This window comes from Barnesiella sp. ET7 (assembly GCF_024733785.1).
Lineage (GTDB): Bacteria > Bacteroidota > Bacteroidia > Bacteroidales > Barnesiellaceae > Barnesiella > Barnesiella merdigallinarum.
The window spans coordinates 28,500-47,152 of record NZ_JANRHM010000016.1; the positions used below are offsets into that span (position 1 = coordinate 28,500).

General features: G+C 55.6%; 14 protein-coding genes. 5 read left to right on the plus strand and 9 right to left on the minus strand.

The window, feature by feature from the left end:
* Positions 1-42 precede the first annotated feature (42 nt).
* The 5 genes from NW211_RS10535 to NW211_RS10555 form a co-directional block, all read right to left on the minus strand.
* Positions 43-1,545 carry a lipopolysaccharide biosynthesis protein gene (locus tag NW211_RS10535; protein ID WP_258327814.1) on the minus strand — a complete coding sequence of 501 codons (1,503 nt, stop codon included), beginning with the start codon at positions 1,543-1,545 and terminating at the stop codon, positions 43-45.
* A 20-nt stretch (positions 1,546-1,565) separates the two neighbouring features.
* Positions 1,566-2,591, minus strand: coding sequence for a Holliday junction branch migration DNA helicase RuvB (ruvB, locus tag NW211_RS10540; protein WP_258327815.1), 1,026 nt, complete (start codon positions 2,589-2,591; stop codon positions 1,566-1,568).
* Positions 2,592-2,656: 65 nt separating this feature from the next.
* Positions 2,657-3,409: a lipopolysaccharide kinase InaA family protein gene (locus tag NW211_RS10545; protein WP_087409483.1), complete on the minus strand. Its 753-nt coding sequence runs from the start codon at positions 3,407-3,409 to the stop codon at positions 2,657-2,659.
* Positions 3,410-3,486: 77 nt separating this feature from the next.
* A complete protein-coding gene (locus NW211_RS10550) occupies positions 3,487-4,545 on the minus strand; it encodes a glycosyltransferase family 9 protein (RefSeq protein WP_258327816.1) in 1,059 nt (352 codons plus the stop codon).
* Between the two features lie 14 nt (positions 4,546-4,559).
* Complete coding sequence (locus NW211_RS10555) at positions 4,560-5,162, minus strand: DUF4254 domain-containing protein (RefSeq protein ID WP_258327817.1); 603 nt, start codon at positions 5,160-5,162, stop codon at positions 4,560-4,562.
* Positions 5,163-5,349: 187 nt separating this feature from the next.
* Here NW211_RS10555 and pdxB point away from each other — a divergent pair, with 187 nt between their 5' ends.
* From pdxB to NW211_RS10580, 5 genes are all read left to right on the plus strand, one after another.
* Positions 5,350-6,465, plus strand: coding sequence for a 4-phosphoerythronate dehydrogenase PdxB (gene pdxB, locus NW211_RS10560; RefSeq protein ID WP_258327818.1), 1,116 nt, complete (start codon positions 5,350-5,352; stop codon positions 6,463-6,465).
* 239 nt (positions 6,466-6,704) lie between these two features.
* Positions 6,705-6,956: an acyl carrier protein gene (locus NW211_RS10565; RefSeq protein ID WP_025278500.1), complete on the plus strand. Its 252-nt coding sequence runs from the start codon at positions 6,705-6,707 to the stop codon at positions 6,954-6,956.
* Positions 6,957-6,960: 4 nt separating this feature from the next.
* Positions 6,961-8,223 (plus strand): beta-ketoacyl-ACP synthase II, encoded by a 1,263-nt coding sequence (fabF, locus tag NW211_RS10570; RefSeq protein WP_087409479.1) that lies wholly within the window; start codon positions 6,961-6,963, stop codon positions 8,221-8,223.
* Positions 8,224-8,261: 38 nt separating this feature from the next.
* The gene (gene rnc, locus NW211_RS10575) at positions 8,262-9,017 is read left to right on the plus strand and encodes a ribonuclease III (RefSeq protein WP_087409478.1); all 756 of its coding nucleotides are present in this window, start codon (positions 8,262-8,264) and stop codon (positions 9,015-9,017) included.
* 71 nt (positions 9,018-9,088) lie between these two features.
* Complete coding sequence (locus tag NW211_RS10580; RefSeq protein ID WP_258327819.1) at positions 9,089-10,591, plus strand: GH3 auxin-responsive promoter family protein; 1,503 nt, start codon at positions 9,089-9,091, stop codon at positions 10,589-10,591.
* 124 nt (positions 10,592-10,715) lie between these two features.
* Here the strand turns inward: NW211_RS10580 and metG are convergent, their stop codons facing one another.
* The 4 genes from metG to NW211_RS10600 form a co-directional block, all read right to left on the minus strand.
* A complete protein-coding gene (metG, locus tag NW211_RS10585) occupies positions 10,716-12,758 on the minus strand; it encodes a methionine--tRNA ligase (RefSeq protein ID WP_258327820.1) in 2,043 nt (680 codons plus the stop codon).
* A 572-nt stretch (positions 12,759-13,330) separates the two neighbouring features.
* Positions 13,331-15,385, minus strand: coding sequence for an alpha-amylase family glycosyl hydrolase (locus NW211_RS10590; protein ID WP_258327821.1), 2,055 nt, complete (start codon positions 15,383-15,385; stop codon positions 13,331-13,333).
* 138 nt (positions 15,386-15,523) lie between these two features.
* On the minus strand, positions 15,524-17,497 hold the full coding sequence (locus tag NW211_RS10595) for a SusF/SusE family outer membrane protein (RefSeq protein WP_258327822.1): 1,974 nt from the start codon (positions 17,495-17,497) through the stop codon (positions 15,524-15,526).
* A 27-nt stretch (positions 17,498-17,524) separates the two neighbouring features.
* On the minus strand, positions 17,525-18,634 hold the full coding sequence (locus tag NW211_RS10600) for a SusE domain-containing protein (RefSeq protein WP_087407777.1): 1,110 nt from the start codon (positions 18,632-18,634) through the stop codon (positions 17,525-17,527).
* Between the last annotated feature and the right edge of the window lie 19 nt (positions 18,635-18,653).

The following is an 18,653-nucleotide window of genomic DNA, read 5'->3' on the forward strand; positions in this document are numbered from 1 at the left end:
TCTAAACTATTAGGATAGTCCTGCGTGCCTCCCGCACGGGTTTCACGACCTGGACACAAAACGATTCAATACCGGAATTTCGCGCAACGGCAAATCGTGGCGGAACAGATAGATCAGGAACAGGGCCAAGAGCACCGTGCGGAAGGCCAGGCGCAACACCAGCGACTCGATGGGCACCAGAGTACCTACCGCATAGAGAACGGCCGTGAGCAGCGTGTAACGCAGCGCATTGCCCAGCTCGTACTTGATGGGATAGACCCGTTGCCCGATGAAGAACGAAGCCAGCATCATGCACAGGTAGCAGGCAAATGCCGCCCAGGCACACGCCATATAGCCGTAACGGGGCACACCCACGATATTGATTACCGCCGTAATGGCAAACCCGAACAGCGAGAACCAGGCCCCCCACTGCGTGCGGTCGGTGAGCTTGTACCACAACGAGAGGTTGAAGAAGATGCCGAAGAAGAGTTCGGCCAGCATGACGATAGGCACCACCTTCAATCCCGTGCAGTAGGTCGCCGGCATGAAGAAGCGCACGATGTCGATATAGAACATCACCGCCAGGAAGATGAAGAGGCCGAAGATGATAAAATATTTCATCGCCTCGGAATAGGACTTCTTGTTCTCGTTGCCCGCCTCCTTGTTTCGCGCAAAGATGAAGGGCTCGTAGGCAAATCGAAAGGCTTGTGTAAACATCACCATCACAATCGCAATCTTGTAAACTGCCCCGTATATACCCAGTTCCGACATGGCGTCGGGGCGACTCCCTGCCAGCAAAGGATAAAACATCTTATCGAAGGTTTGGTTCATGATGCCGGCAATTCCCAGGATGAGCAAGGGGAAGGAGTATTTGAGCATGCGCGACAGCAGGCGACCGTCGAACCGGTAGCGCACCCGGAATATCTCGGGAAAAAGCACCAGCAGCACCACGCCCGAACTGATGACGTTCGACACCAGGATATACCCCACCAGGAAGTCGGGGTCGAAGAACCACGAAATCCACTCGGGGTGAATGCCATAGAGCCACGGGCAGAGCAGGATAAAAAAGAGATTCAACGCAATGTTGAGAAAAATCGACAGCAACTTGACGGCGGCAAACCGGATGGGGCGGCGCTGGTAACGCAGGTAGGCAAAGGGCAACGCCGTGAAGGCATCGATGGCGATAATCAGAGCCATCATCAGCACATAATCTTCATGCCCGGGATAGCCCAGCAGCCTCGACAGCGGCGAGAGGAAGAGCCACACGAGCACGAAAAAGAGGGTCGAGGTGGTAGCCAGCGAGATGAGGCCGGTGGTGTAGACCTTCTGCGGGTCTTTCTCCTCCTTGTCGTTGGCAAAGCGGAAGAAGCCCGTCTCCATGCCGTAGGTGAGAATGATCAACAGCAAGGCCATGTAGGCGTAGAGGTTGGTCACAATACCATACTCGGCCGTGGTCTTCAACACGTTTACATAGAGGAATACAAAACACCAGTTGAGAAACCGCCCCAATATACTGCTCAAACCGTATATTGCGGTATCCTTTGCCAAACTCTTCATGCCGGCCATAAGCGTCTACATTTTTTCGATTAAAACAATGTACCCTGTTCCGAGAGGCGGTGACGATTCAAGTGGGTATAGGCCAAGTCGGTCACCTCGCGTCCCCGGGGCGTACGTTTGATAAATCCCTCTTTGATGAGATAGGGCTCATACACCTCCTCGAGCGTACCGGGGTCCTCGCCCAGTGCCGTAGCTATCGTGGTGAGCCCCACGGGGCCGCCCTTGAACTTGTCGATGATAATCGAGAGTATCTTGTTGTCGATTTCGTCGAGACCGTACTGGTCGATATTGAGCGACTCGAGCGCATAACGGGCTATCTCGAGGTCGATACTGCCCGACCCCTTCACCTGGGCAAAGTCGCGTACCCGCCGTAACAGGGCGTTGCCGATACGGGGTGTACCGCGGCTGCGCAGGGCTATCTCGGTAGCCGCTTCGCGGGTGCAGGGTACCCCCAGCAGGCTCGACGATCGCTCGATGATGTGCGTCAGCACAGCGTGGTCGTAATACTCGAGGTGACAGTTAATCCCAAACCGGGCCCGCAACGGGCTGGTGAGCAAACCGCTGCGGGTGGTGGCACCCACCAGCGTGAAGGGATTCAGCTCGATCTGTATCGACCGGGCACTCGGCCCCTTGTCTATCATGATGTCGATGCGGAAATCTTCCATTGCCGAGTAGAGATACTCCTCCACCACGGGACTCAACCGGTGTATCTCGTCGATAAAGAGCACGTCGTTCTCCTCGAGCGAAGTCAACAGACCGGCCAGATCGCCAGGCTTGTCGAGCACCGGTCCCGATGTGATTTTGAACCCCACGCCCAACTCGTTGGCCACGATATTGGCCAGCGTCGTTTTACCCAACCCGGGAGGGCCGTGCAGCAACACATGGTCGAGGGGCTCCTGACGCATGCGGGCGGCCATCACGAATACCCGCAGGTTCTCGATTATCTTGTCTTGCCCGCTGAAGTCGTCGAACGACAGGGGACGCAACGCCTTCTCGAATTCCCGTTCGGTATCCGATATTCTCTGTTCTCGTATGTCGAAGCGATTATTTTCCACAGATGTTTTACGTTCACCGCATTTCGACAGCAAACTTAGCAATTTATTTTGTGATTCCCGCTATTTTACGAGGCTAAACTCTTGTGACGGCGCTTCAGCTCCTCTTTCCGCTCGATGCGCGACCAGAACTCGCGATAGGCCACCAGGGCCTCGTCGACCGAACGCTGCGGGTCCCAACCCCGCAACCGGGCATACTCGGCCACCACGTAGCGCACAATGACCTCGTCGTGGCAGAAGCGGCTGAAGTTGGCCAGACACATCTTCGGGGTCATGGCGTGAAATCGCATGCGGTTGAGGTCGAGAAGCGAGAATCGTATCTGCCCGTCTTGCTTGTCGAACAAGATATTCCCGGCCGAATAGTCGAGATGCTGCACCCCCTTCTCGTGCAACTCGACGGTAAAGGCGGCAAAAGCCTTGAGTATATCTTCGCGCCCTGCTACGCCACCGCCGTCGAACTCGCGCATCATGCGGGTATAGGGACAGGTCTCCGACACGAAATACGAATGCCACAACAGTCCGCCCCGCTTCACCTCGATATAAGCGATCGGAGCCGGAGTCTCTATGCCCATGGCCCGCAGCCTGAGGGCATACTTGTAGGCTCGCTCGGCCTTACTCGGGCGGAAAAACGTGTAGGCTATCCGATTGATGAAAATCGGTACCTTGTACCCCTTCACCACATAGTTCTGCCCCTCGTACGAAAATTGACGAAGCTCGTTACGAGCCTTGTAGATACACTCGCCCAACGTAGGGAATGCGAGCGGCAGTTGCTGCATAAACTTCTCGAGCCGGCGATATGCCGGATTCAATACCAGTTTCATCTTCTTCCCGAATAATTATTTATCAACTAAACGTACCGGGGAATTTCGGGTTTCGACCCGGCAGCCTATCTCTACTATTACGCTTGCGAGGCCCGAGCCCGCAGATTTTTCACCCGCTCGACAATGACAGCCGGTGCTATATCCAGGCAGGCATAGTCTTTCCGATAGCACGGTTTGTTGCCAAAGATGGAACAAGGACGGCAATCGAGCGACAACTGCACTACATTCGCCTCGCTCTGATGCCACCCCAGGAATCCGCAACAGGGATGGGTGGCTCCCCACACCGAAACGACCGGCACCGCTACCAGCGAGGCCAAGTGCATGTTGGCCGAGTCCATCGAGACCATCACGTCGAGATGACTCATCAATGCCAGCTCGATGGCAAAACCGTGACGTTTGTCGGCCAGGGAAGTTACATGGGGATAGCGCTCCTGCCAGACGGAGAGGATGTCGCGCTCACGTTCGCCCGACCCGAACAGGAACAGCTTTACATGCGGTTCGGCAGCCAGCTTGGCCACCACATTTTCCATACGATCGAGCGGATAAATCTTACCCTCATGCTTGGCAAAGGGGGCTATGCCTACCCAATACTCGCCCGGTTGCTTGGGCGGCGTCAAGTGAGAGTAGAGCCCCTCGTCGCCCTTTTCGGTGCCGAACAGCGAACCGAAATCGGGCGTGAACTTGAATCCCAACGCGGTGAATACCTCGCCATAGCGTTCGAACGAAGTGCGCAGCGGATGCAACGCCTCGCACTTGTGGCGGGCGGTAATCTGCTTTTTCTCCTGGCGGCCCTTGTCGATGACGGCTACCCGAATGCCCCACATCTTAAAAAAAATTCGCAGGAACTTCGTGCGCAACACATCGTGCAAATCGGCCACGGCGTCAATCGACAGTGCCCGCATCTCTTTGGCCAGTTCGTAGAGCCCGCCGATACCTTTGTGGCGACCCTTCACATCGGCTACCACTACTTGCAAATTGCGCGGAGCCTGCAGAAAAAGTTGCGAAGCCACCTTCTGGGTGAGCATGACGAAAGTCGTGTCGGGATTGGCCCTACACACCGAGTAAACAATAGGTATGGTCATGGCTACATCGCCCAGAGCCGACAGTCGAATAATTAAAACCTTGCTATACGACATACTCCCGACCCCTGCTACTTCTTATACAAAACCGGGTTCAGTGCCGGATCGTTGTACATCTTCATCTGTTTATATACCTTCATATATTTACGGCCGGCCTCGATCTCGTCGAGCAGTTGGTCAATGGCCGCAGAGAGGTCGGCTCGCTGTTCGAGCAGCACGCGCAACTTGGCCCGGCACTTCTCCACATGCTCGGGCGACGCATCCTTGCGCTCTACCTCCTGCTGCATGTGATAGATTTTCACGGCCAGAATCGACAGCCGGTCTATGGCCCAGGCCGGGCTCTCGGTATTTATGGTAGCATCGCTCTTCACCTCGACGTCGGCATATTTCTTCAGAAAATAGTCGTCGATCATCTCGACCAAATCGGTACGCTCCTGATTCGACTTGTCGATGCGCCGCTTGATAGCCAACGCCTCCTTGGGGTCGATGTCGGGGTTGCGGATAATATCTTCCAGGTGCCATTGAACCACATCGATCCAGTTTTTCAGACACAGATAATATTCAATACTTCCTTCGGCATACGGATTTTCCAACGAAGCATCCACATTATCGAACCGATGATAATATTGTGTGGTGTTCCAAAAAATGTGATTACAGGTTTCTGCAAAAGTCATAGTTCCCAATCGTTATGAGCACACCTGTTTTTCTGTAAGGCTCTTGTCGACAAGCCTGGTGTACCCGGGTTTCATTTTACAAACATAAGAATAGTTTTAGGAAAAACCATTATTTTCACAATATAAAAATAGTTCTTCGATACAATCCTGCAAAAATTTCGTACCTTTGGATAAAAAGCAGACAATTATGACTACGATTCCATACATTATAGCCGATAACAAGATACCCTATTTAAAGGGTGTACTCGAGCCCTATGCCCGTATCGACTACCTTTCGCCCGACCGGATAGACGCCGACGCCGTGCGCGACGCCGACATTCTTTTGATACGTACCCGCACGAAGTGCAACAGCCAACTGCTCGACCAGAGCCGTTGCCGATACATTGCCACGGCTACAATCGGATACGACCACATCGACGCCGCCTATTGCCGCGAACGGGGCATCGAGTGGGTGAACTGCCCCGGCTGCAACGCCGCATCGGTGGGCCAATACATACTCGCCTCGCTGCTGGCCTGGAGCAAGAGCCACCGCAAGCCGCTGCACGAATGCACACTGGGCGTGGTGGGTGTAGGCCATGTGGGCAGCATCGTGGCCCGGTATGCCCGGTTGCTGGGCATGCGGGTTCTCCTGAACGACCCTCCGCGCGAGGAGGCCGAGGGTGCGGCCGGGTTTACCCCGCTCGAGACCGTCTGTCGCGAAGCCGACATCATCACCTTTCACACCCCGCTGACTCGAACCGGCAAATATCCCACCTACCACCTGGCCGATACCCGGTTCTTCGATGCGCTCTCCCGCTCGCCGCTCCTCATCAATACGGCCCGGGGCGAAATCGTGGAGACCGAGGCCCTGAAACAGGCCTTGAAGCAGAAGCAGGTGGCAGCCGTCGTGCTCGACTGCTGGGAAAACGAACCCCGCATCGACCGGGAACTGCTCGAACAGGCTTTCATCGCCACCCCCCACATCGCCGGATATTCGGCCGACGGCAAGTCGACCGCTACCCGCATGATTGTCGAGGCCGTGAGCCGGTGGATCGGGTGCAACATTCCCACACAACACATCGCTCCCCCTGCCCCGGCGCAACCGCATATCGACCTCGCCGGTATACCTACGCCTCTGCAAAAGGCGGTGTGGGACACCTACAACCCCTTCGACGACGACCTCAGGCTGCGCAAGTCGCCCGAGACCTTCGAGATGCAACGCGGACTCTATCCGTTGCGGCGGGAATTCGGAGCCTACCACGTAGCGGGAGCATCGACAACCGACCGTATCATTTTAGAAAAATTAGGCTTTTGCATTGAATAAATATACACATATTTATAGCCGGGACTTAAAGAAAAAGTATTGTCCCACACAACAAAAAGAGACTGTTTTAGAACATAGAAGAGGATAAAAGTGGCTTATTTTTGCACAAAAACCCGATAAATGTGCAAAAAATGAGTAATTTATAAGGGAAAATTTTTTTTGTTCGGAGAAAAATATATTCCTTTGCAGTTGCAAAAAATAAGAACGTTAATTTATTTATTAATTAAAATTTGAAAATTATGTCTGACGTAGCATCAACAGTAAAAGAAATTATCGTAGAAAAATTGGGTGTTAAAGAATCAGAGGTAACTCCCGAAGCCAACTTCACCAACGACCTCGGTGCCGATTCTTTGGACACTGTTGAAATGATCATGGAGTTCGAGACTAAGTTCGACATCAAGATCCCTGACGATCAAGCAGAAAAAATTACGACTGTAGGTGAGGCTATCGCTCACATCGAAAAAGCTATCGCAGAGAAAGAGAATAAATAATTTTATGGAGCTTAAAAGAGTTGTAGTAACAGGTCTTGGCGCAATCACTCCGCTGGGAAACGATGTCCCCACGACATGGGACAACCTGCTGAAAGGAGTAAGCGGAGCAGGACCTATTACGCTTTTCGACGCATCTGAATTCAAGACTCAATTCGCTTGCGAGGTAAAGGACTTCGACCCGCTGAAATACTTCAACGCCAAGGAGGTTCGTAAACTCGACCGCTATACCCAGTTTGCTCTGGCCGCTACGCAAGAGAGCATGGCCGACTCGGGTCTCGACCTCGAGAAAGTAAACAAAGACCGTGCCGGTGTTATCTTCTCGGCCGGTATCGGCGGTATCAGCACCTTTGAGCAAGAGGTAGGAAACTATGCCGTTGCCCCCGAAAAAGGGCCGCGCTTCAGCCCCTTCTTCATTCCCAAGATGATTGCCGACATTGCCGCAGGACAAATCTCCATGCAGTACGGTTTCCGGGGTCCCAACTTCGGTATCGTATCGGCCTGCGCATCGTCCACCCATGCCCTTATCGACGCTTATAACTATATCCGTCTGGGCAAAGCCGACTTGATCGTATCGGGTGGTGCCGAAGCTGCAATCACAGTATCGGGAGTAGGTGGATTCAATGCCATGCACGCACTCTCTACCCGCAACGATTCGCCCACGACGGCATCGCGTCCGTTCAGCGCTTCGCGCGACGGCTTCGTAATGGGTGAAGGTAGTGCCTGCCTTATTCTTGAAGAACTGGAACACGCATTGGCCCGTGGGGCTAAAATCTATGCCGAAGTCGTAGGTGGCGGTATGTCGGCCGACGCTTATCACCTGACGGCTACTCACCCCGAAGGCTTAGGTGCCAAACTCGTGATGCAAAACGCTCTCGACGATGCCCACATGGCTCCCGAAGAGATCGACTACATCAACGTGCACGGTACATCGACCCCCGTCGGTGACAAATCAGAAGCCAAAGCGATTTTGGAAGTATTCGGCGATCACGCCTATAACCTCAACATCAGCTCGACCAAGTCGATGACCGGTCACCTGCTGGGCGCTACCGGCGCACTCGAGGCTCTTATCTGCGTGAAGACTATCGACGAAAGCATCGTACCTCCCACCATCAATCATGCCGAGGGCGACGACGATCCCGAAATCGACAGCAAGTTGAATTTCACATTCAACCAGGCACAGAAACGCGAAGTAAACGCCGCTCTGTCCAACACCTTTGGTTTCGGCGGACACAATGCCAGCATAATCGTAAAGAAATTCACGAAATAAACGTGCTTAAAACGATTTATAACCGTATAAGGCTCCTTATGCTTCGTCATAAGGAGCCTTATGTTCTATACCACGACCTGTTGGGGTTCTGGCCCAACGACATACACCTGTACGAGGTGGCCTGCCTGCACAGCTCCTCGTCGATTTGCGAACAGGGGAAACGCATCAACAACGAGCGCCTCGAGTTCCTGGGCGACGCCATTCTCGATGCCATCGTGGCCGACATCCTCTTCCACCGGTTCGGCGACCGCAAGGAGGGGTTCCTCACCAACACGCGAGCCAAGATTGTCAAGCGCGAGTCGCTCAACGAGATTGCCCTGAAGATTGGGCTCGACCGCTTTATCACCTGCTCCATGCACATCAGCTCGCACAACAGCTACCTGTATGGCAATGCCTTCGAGGCCCTCATCGGCGCCATCTACCTCGACCAGGGATATGAGTTTTGCAAGCGGTTTGTCGAGACACGCATCATCGACTCGTTTATCGACCTCGACAAACTCTCGAAAGAGGAGAGCAACTTCAAATCACGACTTATCGAGTGGTGCCAGAAACACAAAATCGACATCCAGTTTGCCCTGGTCGAAACGCTGGTCGACCAGAACAACAACCCGGTATTCCAGTCGCAAGCCCTGCTGGGCGGCATCTCGGGCGGCATCGGTATCGGATACTCCAAAAAAGAGTCGCAACAGAATGCGGCCCACATTGCCATAGGCCGGCTCCACAAAGACAAAGAGTTTCGGCAAATGGTACTGGCAACCGTCCACAAAAACGACAATCCCGAGATTGTCATATAAAAATCACAAGCCTACGATAGGAATCACACGAGAATTTTTTATTTTTGCTCCGCATTGAAAACTTGCGACAAATGAATCTCACGAAGTGGTTACGCCCGGTATTTGACAAACGACTCGCCCAAATCGATCGCTATGCCGAATATGGCGACATCATACAACAAAAAACACTGATCGACCTGCTGCGAAAGGCCCGGAAAACACGACTGGGCACCACCTACCGGTTCGACGAAATAAACTCCTACAAAAGTTTCACCGAGCGCGTACCCATCAGCGGCTATGAGGAGCTGAAGCCCTACATCGAACGCACGATGCAAGGCGAGCAGAATATCCTGTGGCCTACCCCCATACGGCACTTTGCCAAATCGTCGGGCACGACCAACGACAAGAGCAAGTTCATCCCCGTGAGCGCCGAGGCGCTGCGCTATTGCCACTATCAGGGAGGAGCCGATTGCGTGGCCCTCTATCTGCGAGCCAACCCCGAAAGCCGCTTCTTCTCGGGCAAAGGGCTCATACTGGGAGGCAGCCGGGCACAGAATCCTTTCGGGCAGGCCTATTGCGGCGACCTCTCGGCCATCCTCATCCAGAACATCAGCCCGCTGGTCAACCTCATCCGGGTGCCCTCGAAAAAGATTGCCCTCATGAGCGAGTGGGACACCAAACTCGAGGCCATCGCCAACAGCACCATCGGCCGGCGCGACATCACCAACCTCTCGGGGGTCCCCTCGTGGTTCCTGGTCCTCATCAAGCATATCCTGAACAAGAGCGGACGGCAGGACCTTTCGGAGGTGTGGCCCAACCTCGAGGTGTTTTTCCACGGAGGCATCAGCTTTGCCCCCTATCGCGAGCAATACCGCCAGCTTATCTCCAGCCCCCGGATGCACTATGTCGAGACCTACAACGCCTCGGAGGGCTTCTTTGCCGTGCAGAACGACCTGACCACACCCGGCATGCTGCTGCTCATCGACCTGGGTATCTTCTTCGAATTTATCCCCCTGGGCGGAGCGCTCGAGCAGGCGGTTCCCCTGTGGGAGGTGGAGGCCGGGCACAACTACGAACTGGTCATCACCTCGAACGGCGGCTTGTGGCGGTACCGCATGGGCGACACCGTGAAGGTGCTCTCGACCCACCCGCTGAAGATCTGTGTATCGGGCCGCACCAAGCACTACATCAACGCCTTCGGCGAGGAGCTGATGGTCGACAATGCCGAGCAGGCCATTGCCCGCACCTGCGAGCAGACGGGCGCCAGCGTGCTCAACTACACGGCAGCCCCGGTATACATGACCGACCACAGCAAGGGGCGGCACCAGTGGCTCATCGAGTTCAGCAAACTGCCCGTACCGGTCGAGGAGTTTGCCCAACGGCTCGACCAGAACCTGCAAAACCTCAACTCCGACTACGAAGCCAAGCGATTCAAGAGCATCGCCCTCGAGTGCCTCGAGGTAATCCCGGCCAAACCGGGCATATTCGACGACTGGCTGCGCGACCACAACAAACTGGGCGGCCAGCACAAGATTCCGCGCCTCTACAACCGTCGCGACATCATCGAGGAGATACTCCAGTACAACAACCGATAAAGCCACAGAAGAGCCGAAATAGGGCTCTACGAGTCTCTCGCTCTCTTCTTCAACCATACGAAAAGAGCCCCGCACGGATGATTCGTGCGGGGCTCTTTCTGTATCACGATTTTATCGTACGTCTCTATTTCACCTCCGAACCCGGAGCAATCTCGTCGGTAGCCGGCGAGATGACAATCAGTCGGCCATCGGCATCCTCAGCCGAGAGTATCATGCCCTGCGACTCGATGCCCTTCAGTTTACGGGGTTCGAGATTGGCCACGAAGCAGACATTCTTGCCCACCAGATCCTCGGGCTTGTAGTGCTTGGCAATACCCGACACGATGGTGCGGCCGCCCAGACCGTCGTCGATGCGGAACTGCAGCAGCTTGTCGGCCTTGGGCACCTTCTGGCACTCGAGCACTTTGCCTACGCGGATGTCGAGTTTGGCAAAGTCGTCGAAGGCCACATTCTCGCGCACCGGTGCAGCCTTGTGATTCTTCAGCTCGTTGGCCTTCTTGGTCTCCAGCAGTTTGTTCACCTGAGCCTCGATTACGCTGTCGTCGATTTTCTCGAAGAGCAGTTCGGGTTTGCCCAGTTCGGCCCCGGCCGGCAGAATGTCGGTACGACCCAGCATGTTCCAGTCGCAGTGACCCATGTGAAGCATGCCGCGCAACTTCTCGGCCGAGAAGGGGAGGAAGGGCTCGAAGGCAATCGCCAGATTGGCCGTGATCTGCAAAGCCAGATTCAAGATGGTAGCCACCCGCGGCATGTCGGTCTTGGCCAACTTCCAGGGCTCGGTATCGGCCAGATACTTGTTGCCGATACGGGCCAGGTTCATGGCCTCCTTGAGGGCATCGCGGAAGCGGTAGTGGTCGAGATAATTCTCTACCGAAGCCTTCACGTCGGCAAACTCCTTCAAGGTTTCGCGGTCGTAGTCGGTCAACTCGCCGGCCTCGGGCACCTTGCCGTCGAAATATTTGTGGGTAAGCACCAGGGCACGGTTCACAAAGTTGCCCAGAATAGCCACCAGCTCGTTGTTGTTGCGGGCCTGGAAGTCCTTCCAGGTAAAGTCGTTGTCTTTCGTCTCGGGCGCATTGGCCGTGAGCACATAGCGCAGCACGTCCTGCTTGCCGGGGAAGTCCTCGAGATACTCGTGCAGCCATACGGCCCAATTGCGCGAGGTCGAAATCTTGTCGCCCTCGAGGTTGAGGAACTCGTTGGCCGGCACATTGTCGGGCAAGATGTAGCTGCCCTCAGCCTTCAGCATGGCCGGGAATACAATGCAGTGGAACACGATATTGTCCTTGCCGATGAAGTGCACCATCTTCGTCTCGGGGTCTTTCCAGTAGAGCTCCCACGTATCGGGCAGCAACTCCTTGGTATTCGAGATGTAACCGATGGGAGCATCGAACCACACATAGAGCACCTTGCCCTCGGCCCCTTCGACCGGCACCGGCACACCCCAGTCGAGGTCGCGGCTCACGGCGCGAGGTTGCAGCCCCATATCGAGCCACGACTTACACTGGCCGTAAACATTGGGTTTCCACTCCTTGTGCTCATCGAGAATCCAGTGACGCAGGAAGGGCTCCCACTTGTCGAGCGGCAGATACCAGTGTTTCGTCTCGCGCAACACCGGTTTGTTGCCCGTGATGGCCGACTTGGGATTGATGAGGTCGGTCGCATTCAGCGAAGTACCACAAGCCTCGCACTGGTCGCCATAGGCGTGCTCGTTGCCGCAGTGCGGACAGGTACCCGTGATATAGCGGTCGGCGAGGAACTGGTTGGCCTCCTCGTCGTAATACTGCATCGAGGTCTTCTCGATAAACTCACCCTTGTCGTACAGTTTGCGGAAGAAATCGGAAGCCATCTGCGTGTGGATGGCCGAAGTCGTGCGCGAGTAAATATCGAACGATATGCCAAACTCCTCGAACGATTTCTTAATAATGTTGTGGTAGCGGTCCACAATATCCTGCGGGGTCACCCCCTCGGCTTTGGCCTTGATGGTGATGGGCACACCGTGCTCATCGCTACCGCCTATCATAATCACATCTTCGCCCTTCAAGCGCAGATACCGTGTGTAGATATCTGCCGGTACATACACACCTGCCAAGTGACCTATATGCACAGGACCGTTGGCATAGGGCAATGCGGTCGTAACCAGCGTACGTTTGAATTTCTTCTCCATATTTCCTTAATTTCTATCCAGTTAAATACAACCTTAGGGGTATTTCCCCCACCGATTTCCGCACGGTCGGTATCCCGGTTCCCGCACGGTTTTCGGCATTTTGTACAAAGATAGTGAAAGGTGAGTGCAGAGGCAAATGGAAAACGAAGTTTTCAACATTTGTCTATGCCGAACCGACTCCTATCTTATCCAAAGATAGTGAAAGGTGAGCGCAAAAAGACCAAACTTGTTTGAGTTTTTTTGCCGAACCGCATCCTATCTTATCCAAAGATAAGCAGAAAGGTGAGCGCAGAGGCAAATGGAAAACGAAGTTTTCAACATTTGACTTTGCCGAACCGACTCCTGGCTTATCCAAAGATAGCGAAAGGTGAGCGCAAAAAAGCCAAACTTGTTTGAGTTTTTTTGCCAAACCGCATCCTGACTTATTCAAAGTCCAAGAGAGAAACGGGACTCCAGGACCTTCGGGCAACCCGCTATAAACCAAGCGACGGCCCCGCAAAGAGGCCGTCGCTTACCAATTACACTATCACGTTTCCACCGTCGGTCGGGGCTCTCAAGCGCCCGACACCCGGTCAGTTGTTCTTCAACAGATAGACTACCGACGAATAGGCCCCCAGCCTGAGGGTAGTCGTCTCGCCCTCTACCTTCGAGGCCACCGAACCCGATGTGGCTACAGCCTTCTCTATCGGGTCGAGAAGCGGCAGACTGATAATAGCACTCCCGAAATTGTGCACGACCAGTACCCGCTGGTCGCCCGCCGTCATATACCAGGCGGCAACCGTGGGATATTGCGTATTCTCCTCGTTATAGACCTCGTGCCGCGACATCGTACCCGAGGCCAAAGCCGGATAGGTCTGCCGCACGTGAGCAAAAGTGAGATAGGTGTTCAGGAGCGAAGCCGCATCGGTTTGCTGCTCGCTCACCGGCTTCACCTGCGAAGCCACCGAGGGGTCTACCTTGGAGGTGTAGCTCGTGGTGTAGCTGTCGCCCCAGAGCATGGGACTGCGCACATACTCGTCGCCATTCGCCTTGGTGCCATAGATGCCCAGCTCTTCGCCATAATAGATATAGGGCGAACCCGGTGCCGTGAGCAAAACGGCCGCAGCCAGGCGGCACTTGTTGGCCGAGCGGTTCAGCTTCGAGGCCGCCCGGTCCTCGTCGTGGTTGCTCAGTTTGGTCGCCCGGATATAGTCGGGTCGATAAGCGGCATACTCCTCCTGATACGAAAGCAGGTCTTTGACCAGATAGCAGCCCTGGTTGTTGTTGATGGCCCACTCTACCCGATACCAGAACGAGAACTCGAACAAGGCGGGCAACCCCTGATAATAGGGTGCCACCTCGTTGTGCTCCGAGAGCACCTCGCCCACCATGTAGAAGTCGTCGGTGTGGCCCTGCTGCTTGTAATAGCTGTTCATGTCGTCGTAGAAGAGGCGTAGGAAACGGGGGTTCTCGTCGGAGGTGGCATTGTGGTAGATGTGCTTCACGGCATCGAGGCGGAAGCCCCCTACCCCACGGTCTATCCAACCCTTGGCCGCACGGCTGATGGCCTGATAGGCGGGCGACTCGGCCGCCTGGTCTACGGGACCGTAGTTCAAATCGGCAAACCAGTCGGTACCGAAAGCCGAGTGGAAATACCACATCTCCATCCCCTCGAGCAAAATATTCTGGGCATTCTCGCCCTGCTTCAGGGCAAAGGGCTCTCCCAACCGGGCCTGGTCGCCCTGCCGGGCCGCACCATATTTGTAGTTGCCCCACTGGGTGTTGCTGGTGCGAATGAGGAATCCCCACGACGAGGCAAAGTCGACCGTCAGCTCGTAGATGCCGTTTCCCTTGTCGTAGAACTTTTTGCAGACGGCATCGCCGTAGTACAGATACTTGTCGCTACTGGTCGAAGGGCTCGTGTTGTCGGCGTCGACATCGGCCCGGGTGGCCTGGGTCACCGTGACCGTGGGTTGCGACGGCGAGCTCCAGTCGAGGGTAAAGGTGTAGTAGCCGCCGGCCTCGGTAGGCACGGCAAACCATTCGCCCGACTTATAGCCGGCTGCCCCCTCGCTGGCAATCATGGGCACCCGACCGGCCTGAATATCGGCTGCCGGGTCTTGCGAAAAGGTGTAATAATCGCGATAGGGATTGTCGAGCGACGAGGTGGCCTGGGTAAACCAGGGGTGATTGCGACCCGTGTGGTTCATCACGTAGTCGAGATAGATGGTGATGCCCCGCGCCCGGGCCTCGCTCACCAGCCGGTCGAAGTCGTCGAGGGTGCCGTATTGCGGATTCACCGCTGTATAGTCGGTCACGTCGTAACCGTGGTACGACATGGCGGGGTGTATGGGCGACAACCAGATGGCCGTGATGCCCAACTGTTGCAAGTAATCGAGTTTGGCGGTGATGCCGTTGAAGTCGCCCGTACCGTCGCCATCGCTGTCGGCAAATGAGTAGACGAGCAACTGATAGGTGATGTCGGCCCGCGGAGTACCGTCCCACTCGTCGGGCGAGGGAACCACATCGGTCCATTGGCCCGAACCGCCGGCCCCGTTATCGTCGCCGACAAAGTGCTCTTCGGTGCACGCCGTACCGGCGAACAACAGGCTACACCCTACCAGAAATGAGAATAGAAACTTTTTCATACTGTCTTGTCCATAATCGTAAATTGCGATGCACATCTCCCGCAAGAGAGCTGCGGTCATCGGGAATAAAAAGAGAGAGACCGGTCTCTACCCGGATACCCGGGGTCCGGCCGGTCTCTCTGTGCTATCGGATTTCTGCTATTGAGCGGTAAGTGTGCAGTACATCTGTGCGCTGCTGGTGCGTTGCAGGTACATCTCTACGAGATAGGTACCGGCCTCGGCCACCGCAATGTTACTCCCTTTGAATACGAGATCGTCCAAAGAGCCGCCCAGGTCGACACCCGAATCCCAGGTGCCATTGGCCCGGAACTTCATCTCACCGGCCGTGAGGGCAACCGTACAGCTCCAGCAACCTTTCTCGGCGTCGTAGGTCATGACCGTTTCGCTATCCCATCCGCCGGGAGTAGCGGCACCGATGAGGCCCCAGCTCTCGATGAGGGTAGCCTTGAGACTCTGCGTCATCACGTCGGCCTCGATGTAGTAGAAGCCCGGATTGGCCATGTTGATGTTGGTGCTGCCGCTGGCAGGAGCGAGACCCTCGCTATAATCGGTGAAGTGGGTGCTGTTGTACTCACCATCCTCCCAGTTGCGGGCCAGGGTGAACTTGAACTCACCGTCCAGACGGCTGAAACCGGTATAGATGCCGTTCATCTCGAGCGAACGCAGGGCCGGAGCCGTAGCGGGATCCCAAGCCGTGGGGGTCTGGTGGTTACCGGGCACGTAGATATACTCTTCGGTGGGGAAGGCCGTGCTCACAATCTTGGCCACATAGGGGTGCTTGCTCACGTCGAGAGTCACGTTGTACTCGCCGGTAGCCTTGTCGAATACGATATTGGGAGTTCCGTCGGAGAAGCTGCCCTCGCCGTCGATGGCATAGCCCCAGTTGTTGTTGGCACGGTATTTATACTCGCCGCTCTCGGTCAAGGTGGTCTTCAGGGTGAAGGTGTTGGAGGCGGCATCGTAGGTCATGGGCGTCTCGGCATCCCACCCGCCGGGGGTAGCGTTGCCAATCATACCCATGCTCTCGATCTTCACCAGAATGAAGTTCTTGAACTTGATGTTGGCACATACGCGGTACAAACCGGCCTCTACGCCGATGGCGCTTCCGCCCTCGGTCAGGGCACCGCTGGCCACCAGGTTACCGTTGGCATCGTTGGCAAACTGGGCATCAGCGCCATACTCTACCTGAGCATCACCATCTTCGAAGGTGAAGCTGGCTGCCTCGGTGAAGTTGACGAAGCACTCGAACAACCCCTTCTGAGCCGAGCTCTGAGGTATCTGCTTGTCGGTACCTTTCAACGTGACGAAGGCGGGGAAGTTGGCTTTGTAGGTAGTCACCGTCATGGTGGCAGGAGCCGAGGGCAACCCCTCTTCACACGAAGGCGAATAGGCCTTCACGGTGAAGGAGACTTCGCTGGCAGCCCCCTCGACAGCCCCGACACTCACAAAGAGTTCGTTCCACGCGTCGACCGTAAGGGTGCAGGAGGTTTCGGTCAGACCGGTAGCGGCGGTAACGGGCTCGCCTCCCCCGCAGCTAACCAGCACGTCGTAGGTGATGGCCTCGTTGTAGTTCAGCCGGGCCGGCTCCCAGGTGAGCAACGTGAGCTCCTCGGTGAGGTTGTTGATGTCGAGCGTGAACTCGCTCTCGGCCGGTGTGGCTACGGCCGAAATAAAGTTGCCGTAGGAATAGACGGTCATCATCAGCTCGGCCGACTTGTAGACCGCCTCGGCATCGGCAGCCTCGACATAGAAGTTGAGGTCGAAGGTCGAGTTTTCGGGAATGGCGGTAATGCCCTCCAGCAAGGTGCGGAATGCGGTCTTGCTCATCGTGAGGGTCAGAGCCGTGGTGCTCCCGCCTACCTGCACGGGCTCTTCCTGCCCATACTTCACGAAGAGCGAATAGGTGACATCACCCTTCAGGAAACGGGCGGCGGTCCAGGCCCACCGGATAGGTTCGTCCATGGTGTTCTGGGTCATCAGGATGCTCCCGTTGTTTTGCAACGAGGGAGCCACAGGCGCGGTCGAGAAGGTATCTTCCGGGTCGTCCTGACACCCCGTGGCGGCCATCAGGGTGATGGCTGCTATGGCTATGTATTTGAGATATTTTATCATGATTGTATCGATTAAAGGTTATCGGTTTTATTGTTTTTGAAATTCCAGTACATAGGGGGTGCGGTTGGCATGGAGCACGACCACGAAGGTTCCGCTCTCGGGCACCTTGAGGTTATCGCCACCGGCTGCCAGCACGAAACCGCCGGGCACATCGGTACTGGTCGAGCCGTCGCCGCCCCAGTTGGTAGTCCAGGCACCATCGGCACGCACCTTCAACTCCTTGCCACCCTCCAGTTCGAGGGGTGCGGTCTTCCAGGTATTGTCGGTCCAGTCATAAACCAGAGGTGCATCGGCACCGTCGGCCCAACCCGAGAAGTCGCCGGCCAGCCCCAGGGTCTTACCTATGGGTGTCTGCGTGATAGACATGGCCACGGTATTGACCGACAAGGCATAGATGTTGGTCTCGGTAATGGGCAGGTTGAGGTTGTTGTCGTTGTTCTCCACGTTGGTCCAGTTCGACTGCAACGCACTGTAACCCCAGTTGGCATCGGACCACGACCGGGCCACCGTCACCTTGAAGTAGGAGTTTTCGCCATCGGTAGGCGTGCAATCCGAGGGGATGGAGAGGTCGACCATGCACTCGTAGGTATTGGTTCCGCCACCGGTCTCCCAGAACTGGGATGCCTGGTCGATGGTCCACTTGTTGAACTCGCCGCACAGGAACAGCCACTTAAGCGGGGCGGCATAGGTCTGTACCGAGAAGGGATTGGAGAGGGGCGATTTCACCACCTCGGCATAGGCGGCACTGGCAATCTGGGCCGATACATAGGCGGTCACGCCCTCGGCCTTGTCGTTTTTGGTCACACCCAGGCTATTGATCACCACGCCATTCAGGTCGCCCTTCTTCACGGCCAGCGAGGTGCCGTTGGTCGTTCCCAACAAGCCCTCTTTCTCGCCCAGGGTGAGATAGACCGAATAGAGTATCTGCACCGGCTGCCCGAAGTCGGCCGGAGTCCACGAGAAGATGACATTCTCGTCGTCGGAGTTGTCGGCATTGACAACCACGTTGCCGCAATCGCTCATGACGGGAGCCACAAAGTCGGCAGGCGCATTGAGTTGCGGAGTATCTATCTCCGTTTCGCAGCCGGCCAGCAGGGCTACCGCTGCGAATAATGCTATATTTTTGAATAGTTTCATAATCGTTTCTTATTGAGGA

What these genes read in the sequence shown, in the direction of transcription:
- rnc (WP_087409478.1), top strand. Translation starts at nt 8,262, where the DNA reads ATGCTTCGTCATAAGGAGCCTTATGTTCTATACCACGACCTGTTGGGG.
- NW211_RS10555 (WP_258327817.1), bottom strand. Translation starts at nt 5,162, where the DNA reads ATGACTTTTGCAGAAACCTGTAATCACATTTTTTGGAACACCACACAA.
- NW211_RS10565 (WP_025278500.1), top strand. Translation starts at nt 6,705, where the DNA reads ATGTCTGACGTAGCATCAACAGTAAAAGAAATTATCGTAGAAAAATTG.
- NW211_RS10545 (WP_087409483.1), bottom strand. Translation starts at nt 3,409, where the DNA reads ATGAAACTGGTATTGAATCCGGCATATCGCCGGCTCGAGAAGTTTATG.
- NW211_RS10580 (WP_258327819.1), top strand. Translation starts at nt 9,089, where the DNA reads ATGAATCTCACGAAGTGGTTACGCCCGGTATTTGACAAACGACTCGCC.
- NW211_RS10535 (WP_258327814.1), bottom strand. Translation starts at nt 1,545, where the DNA reads ATGGCCGGCATGAAGAGTTTGGCAAAGGATACCGCAATATACGGTTTG.
- pdxB (WP_258327818.1), top strand. Translation starts at nt 5,350, where the DNA reads ATGACTACGATTCCATACATTATAGCCGATAACAAGATACCCTATTTA.
- NW211_RS10590 (WP_258327821.1), bottom strand. Translation starts at nt 15,385, where the DNA reads ATGAAAAAGTTTCTATTCTCATTTCTGGTAGGGTGTAGCCTGTTGTTC.
- metG (WP_258327820.1), bottom strand. Translation starts at nt 12,758, where the DNA reads ATGGAGAAGAAATTCAAACGTACGCTGGTTACGACCGCATTGCCCTAT.
- fabF (WP_087409479.1), top strand. Translation starts at nt 6,961, where the DNA reads ATGGAGCTTAAAAGAGTTGTAGTAACAGGTCTTGGCGCAATCACTCCG.
- NW211_RS10595 (WP_258327822.1), bottom strand. Translation starts at nt 17,497, where the DNA reads ATGATAAAATATCTCAAATACATAGCCATAGCAGCCATCACCCTGATG.
- NW211_RS10600 (WP_087407777.1), bottom strand. Translation starts at nt 18,634, where the DNA reads ATGAAACTATTCAAAAATATAGCATTATTCGCAGCGGTAGCCCTGCTG.
- NW211_RS10550 (WP_258327816.1), bottom strand. Translation starts at nt 4,545, where the DNA reads ATGTCGTATAGCAAGGTTTTAATTATTCGACTGTCGGCTCTGGGCGAT.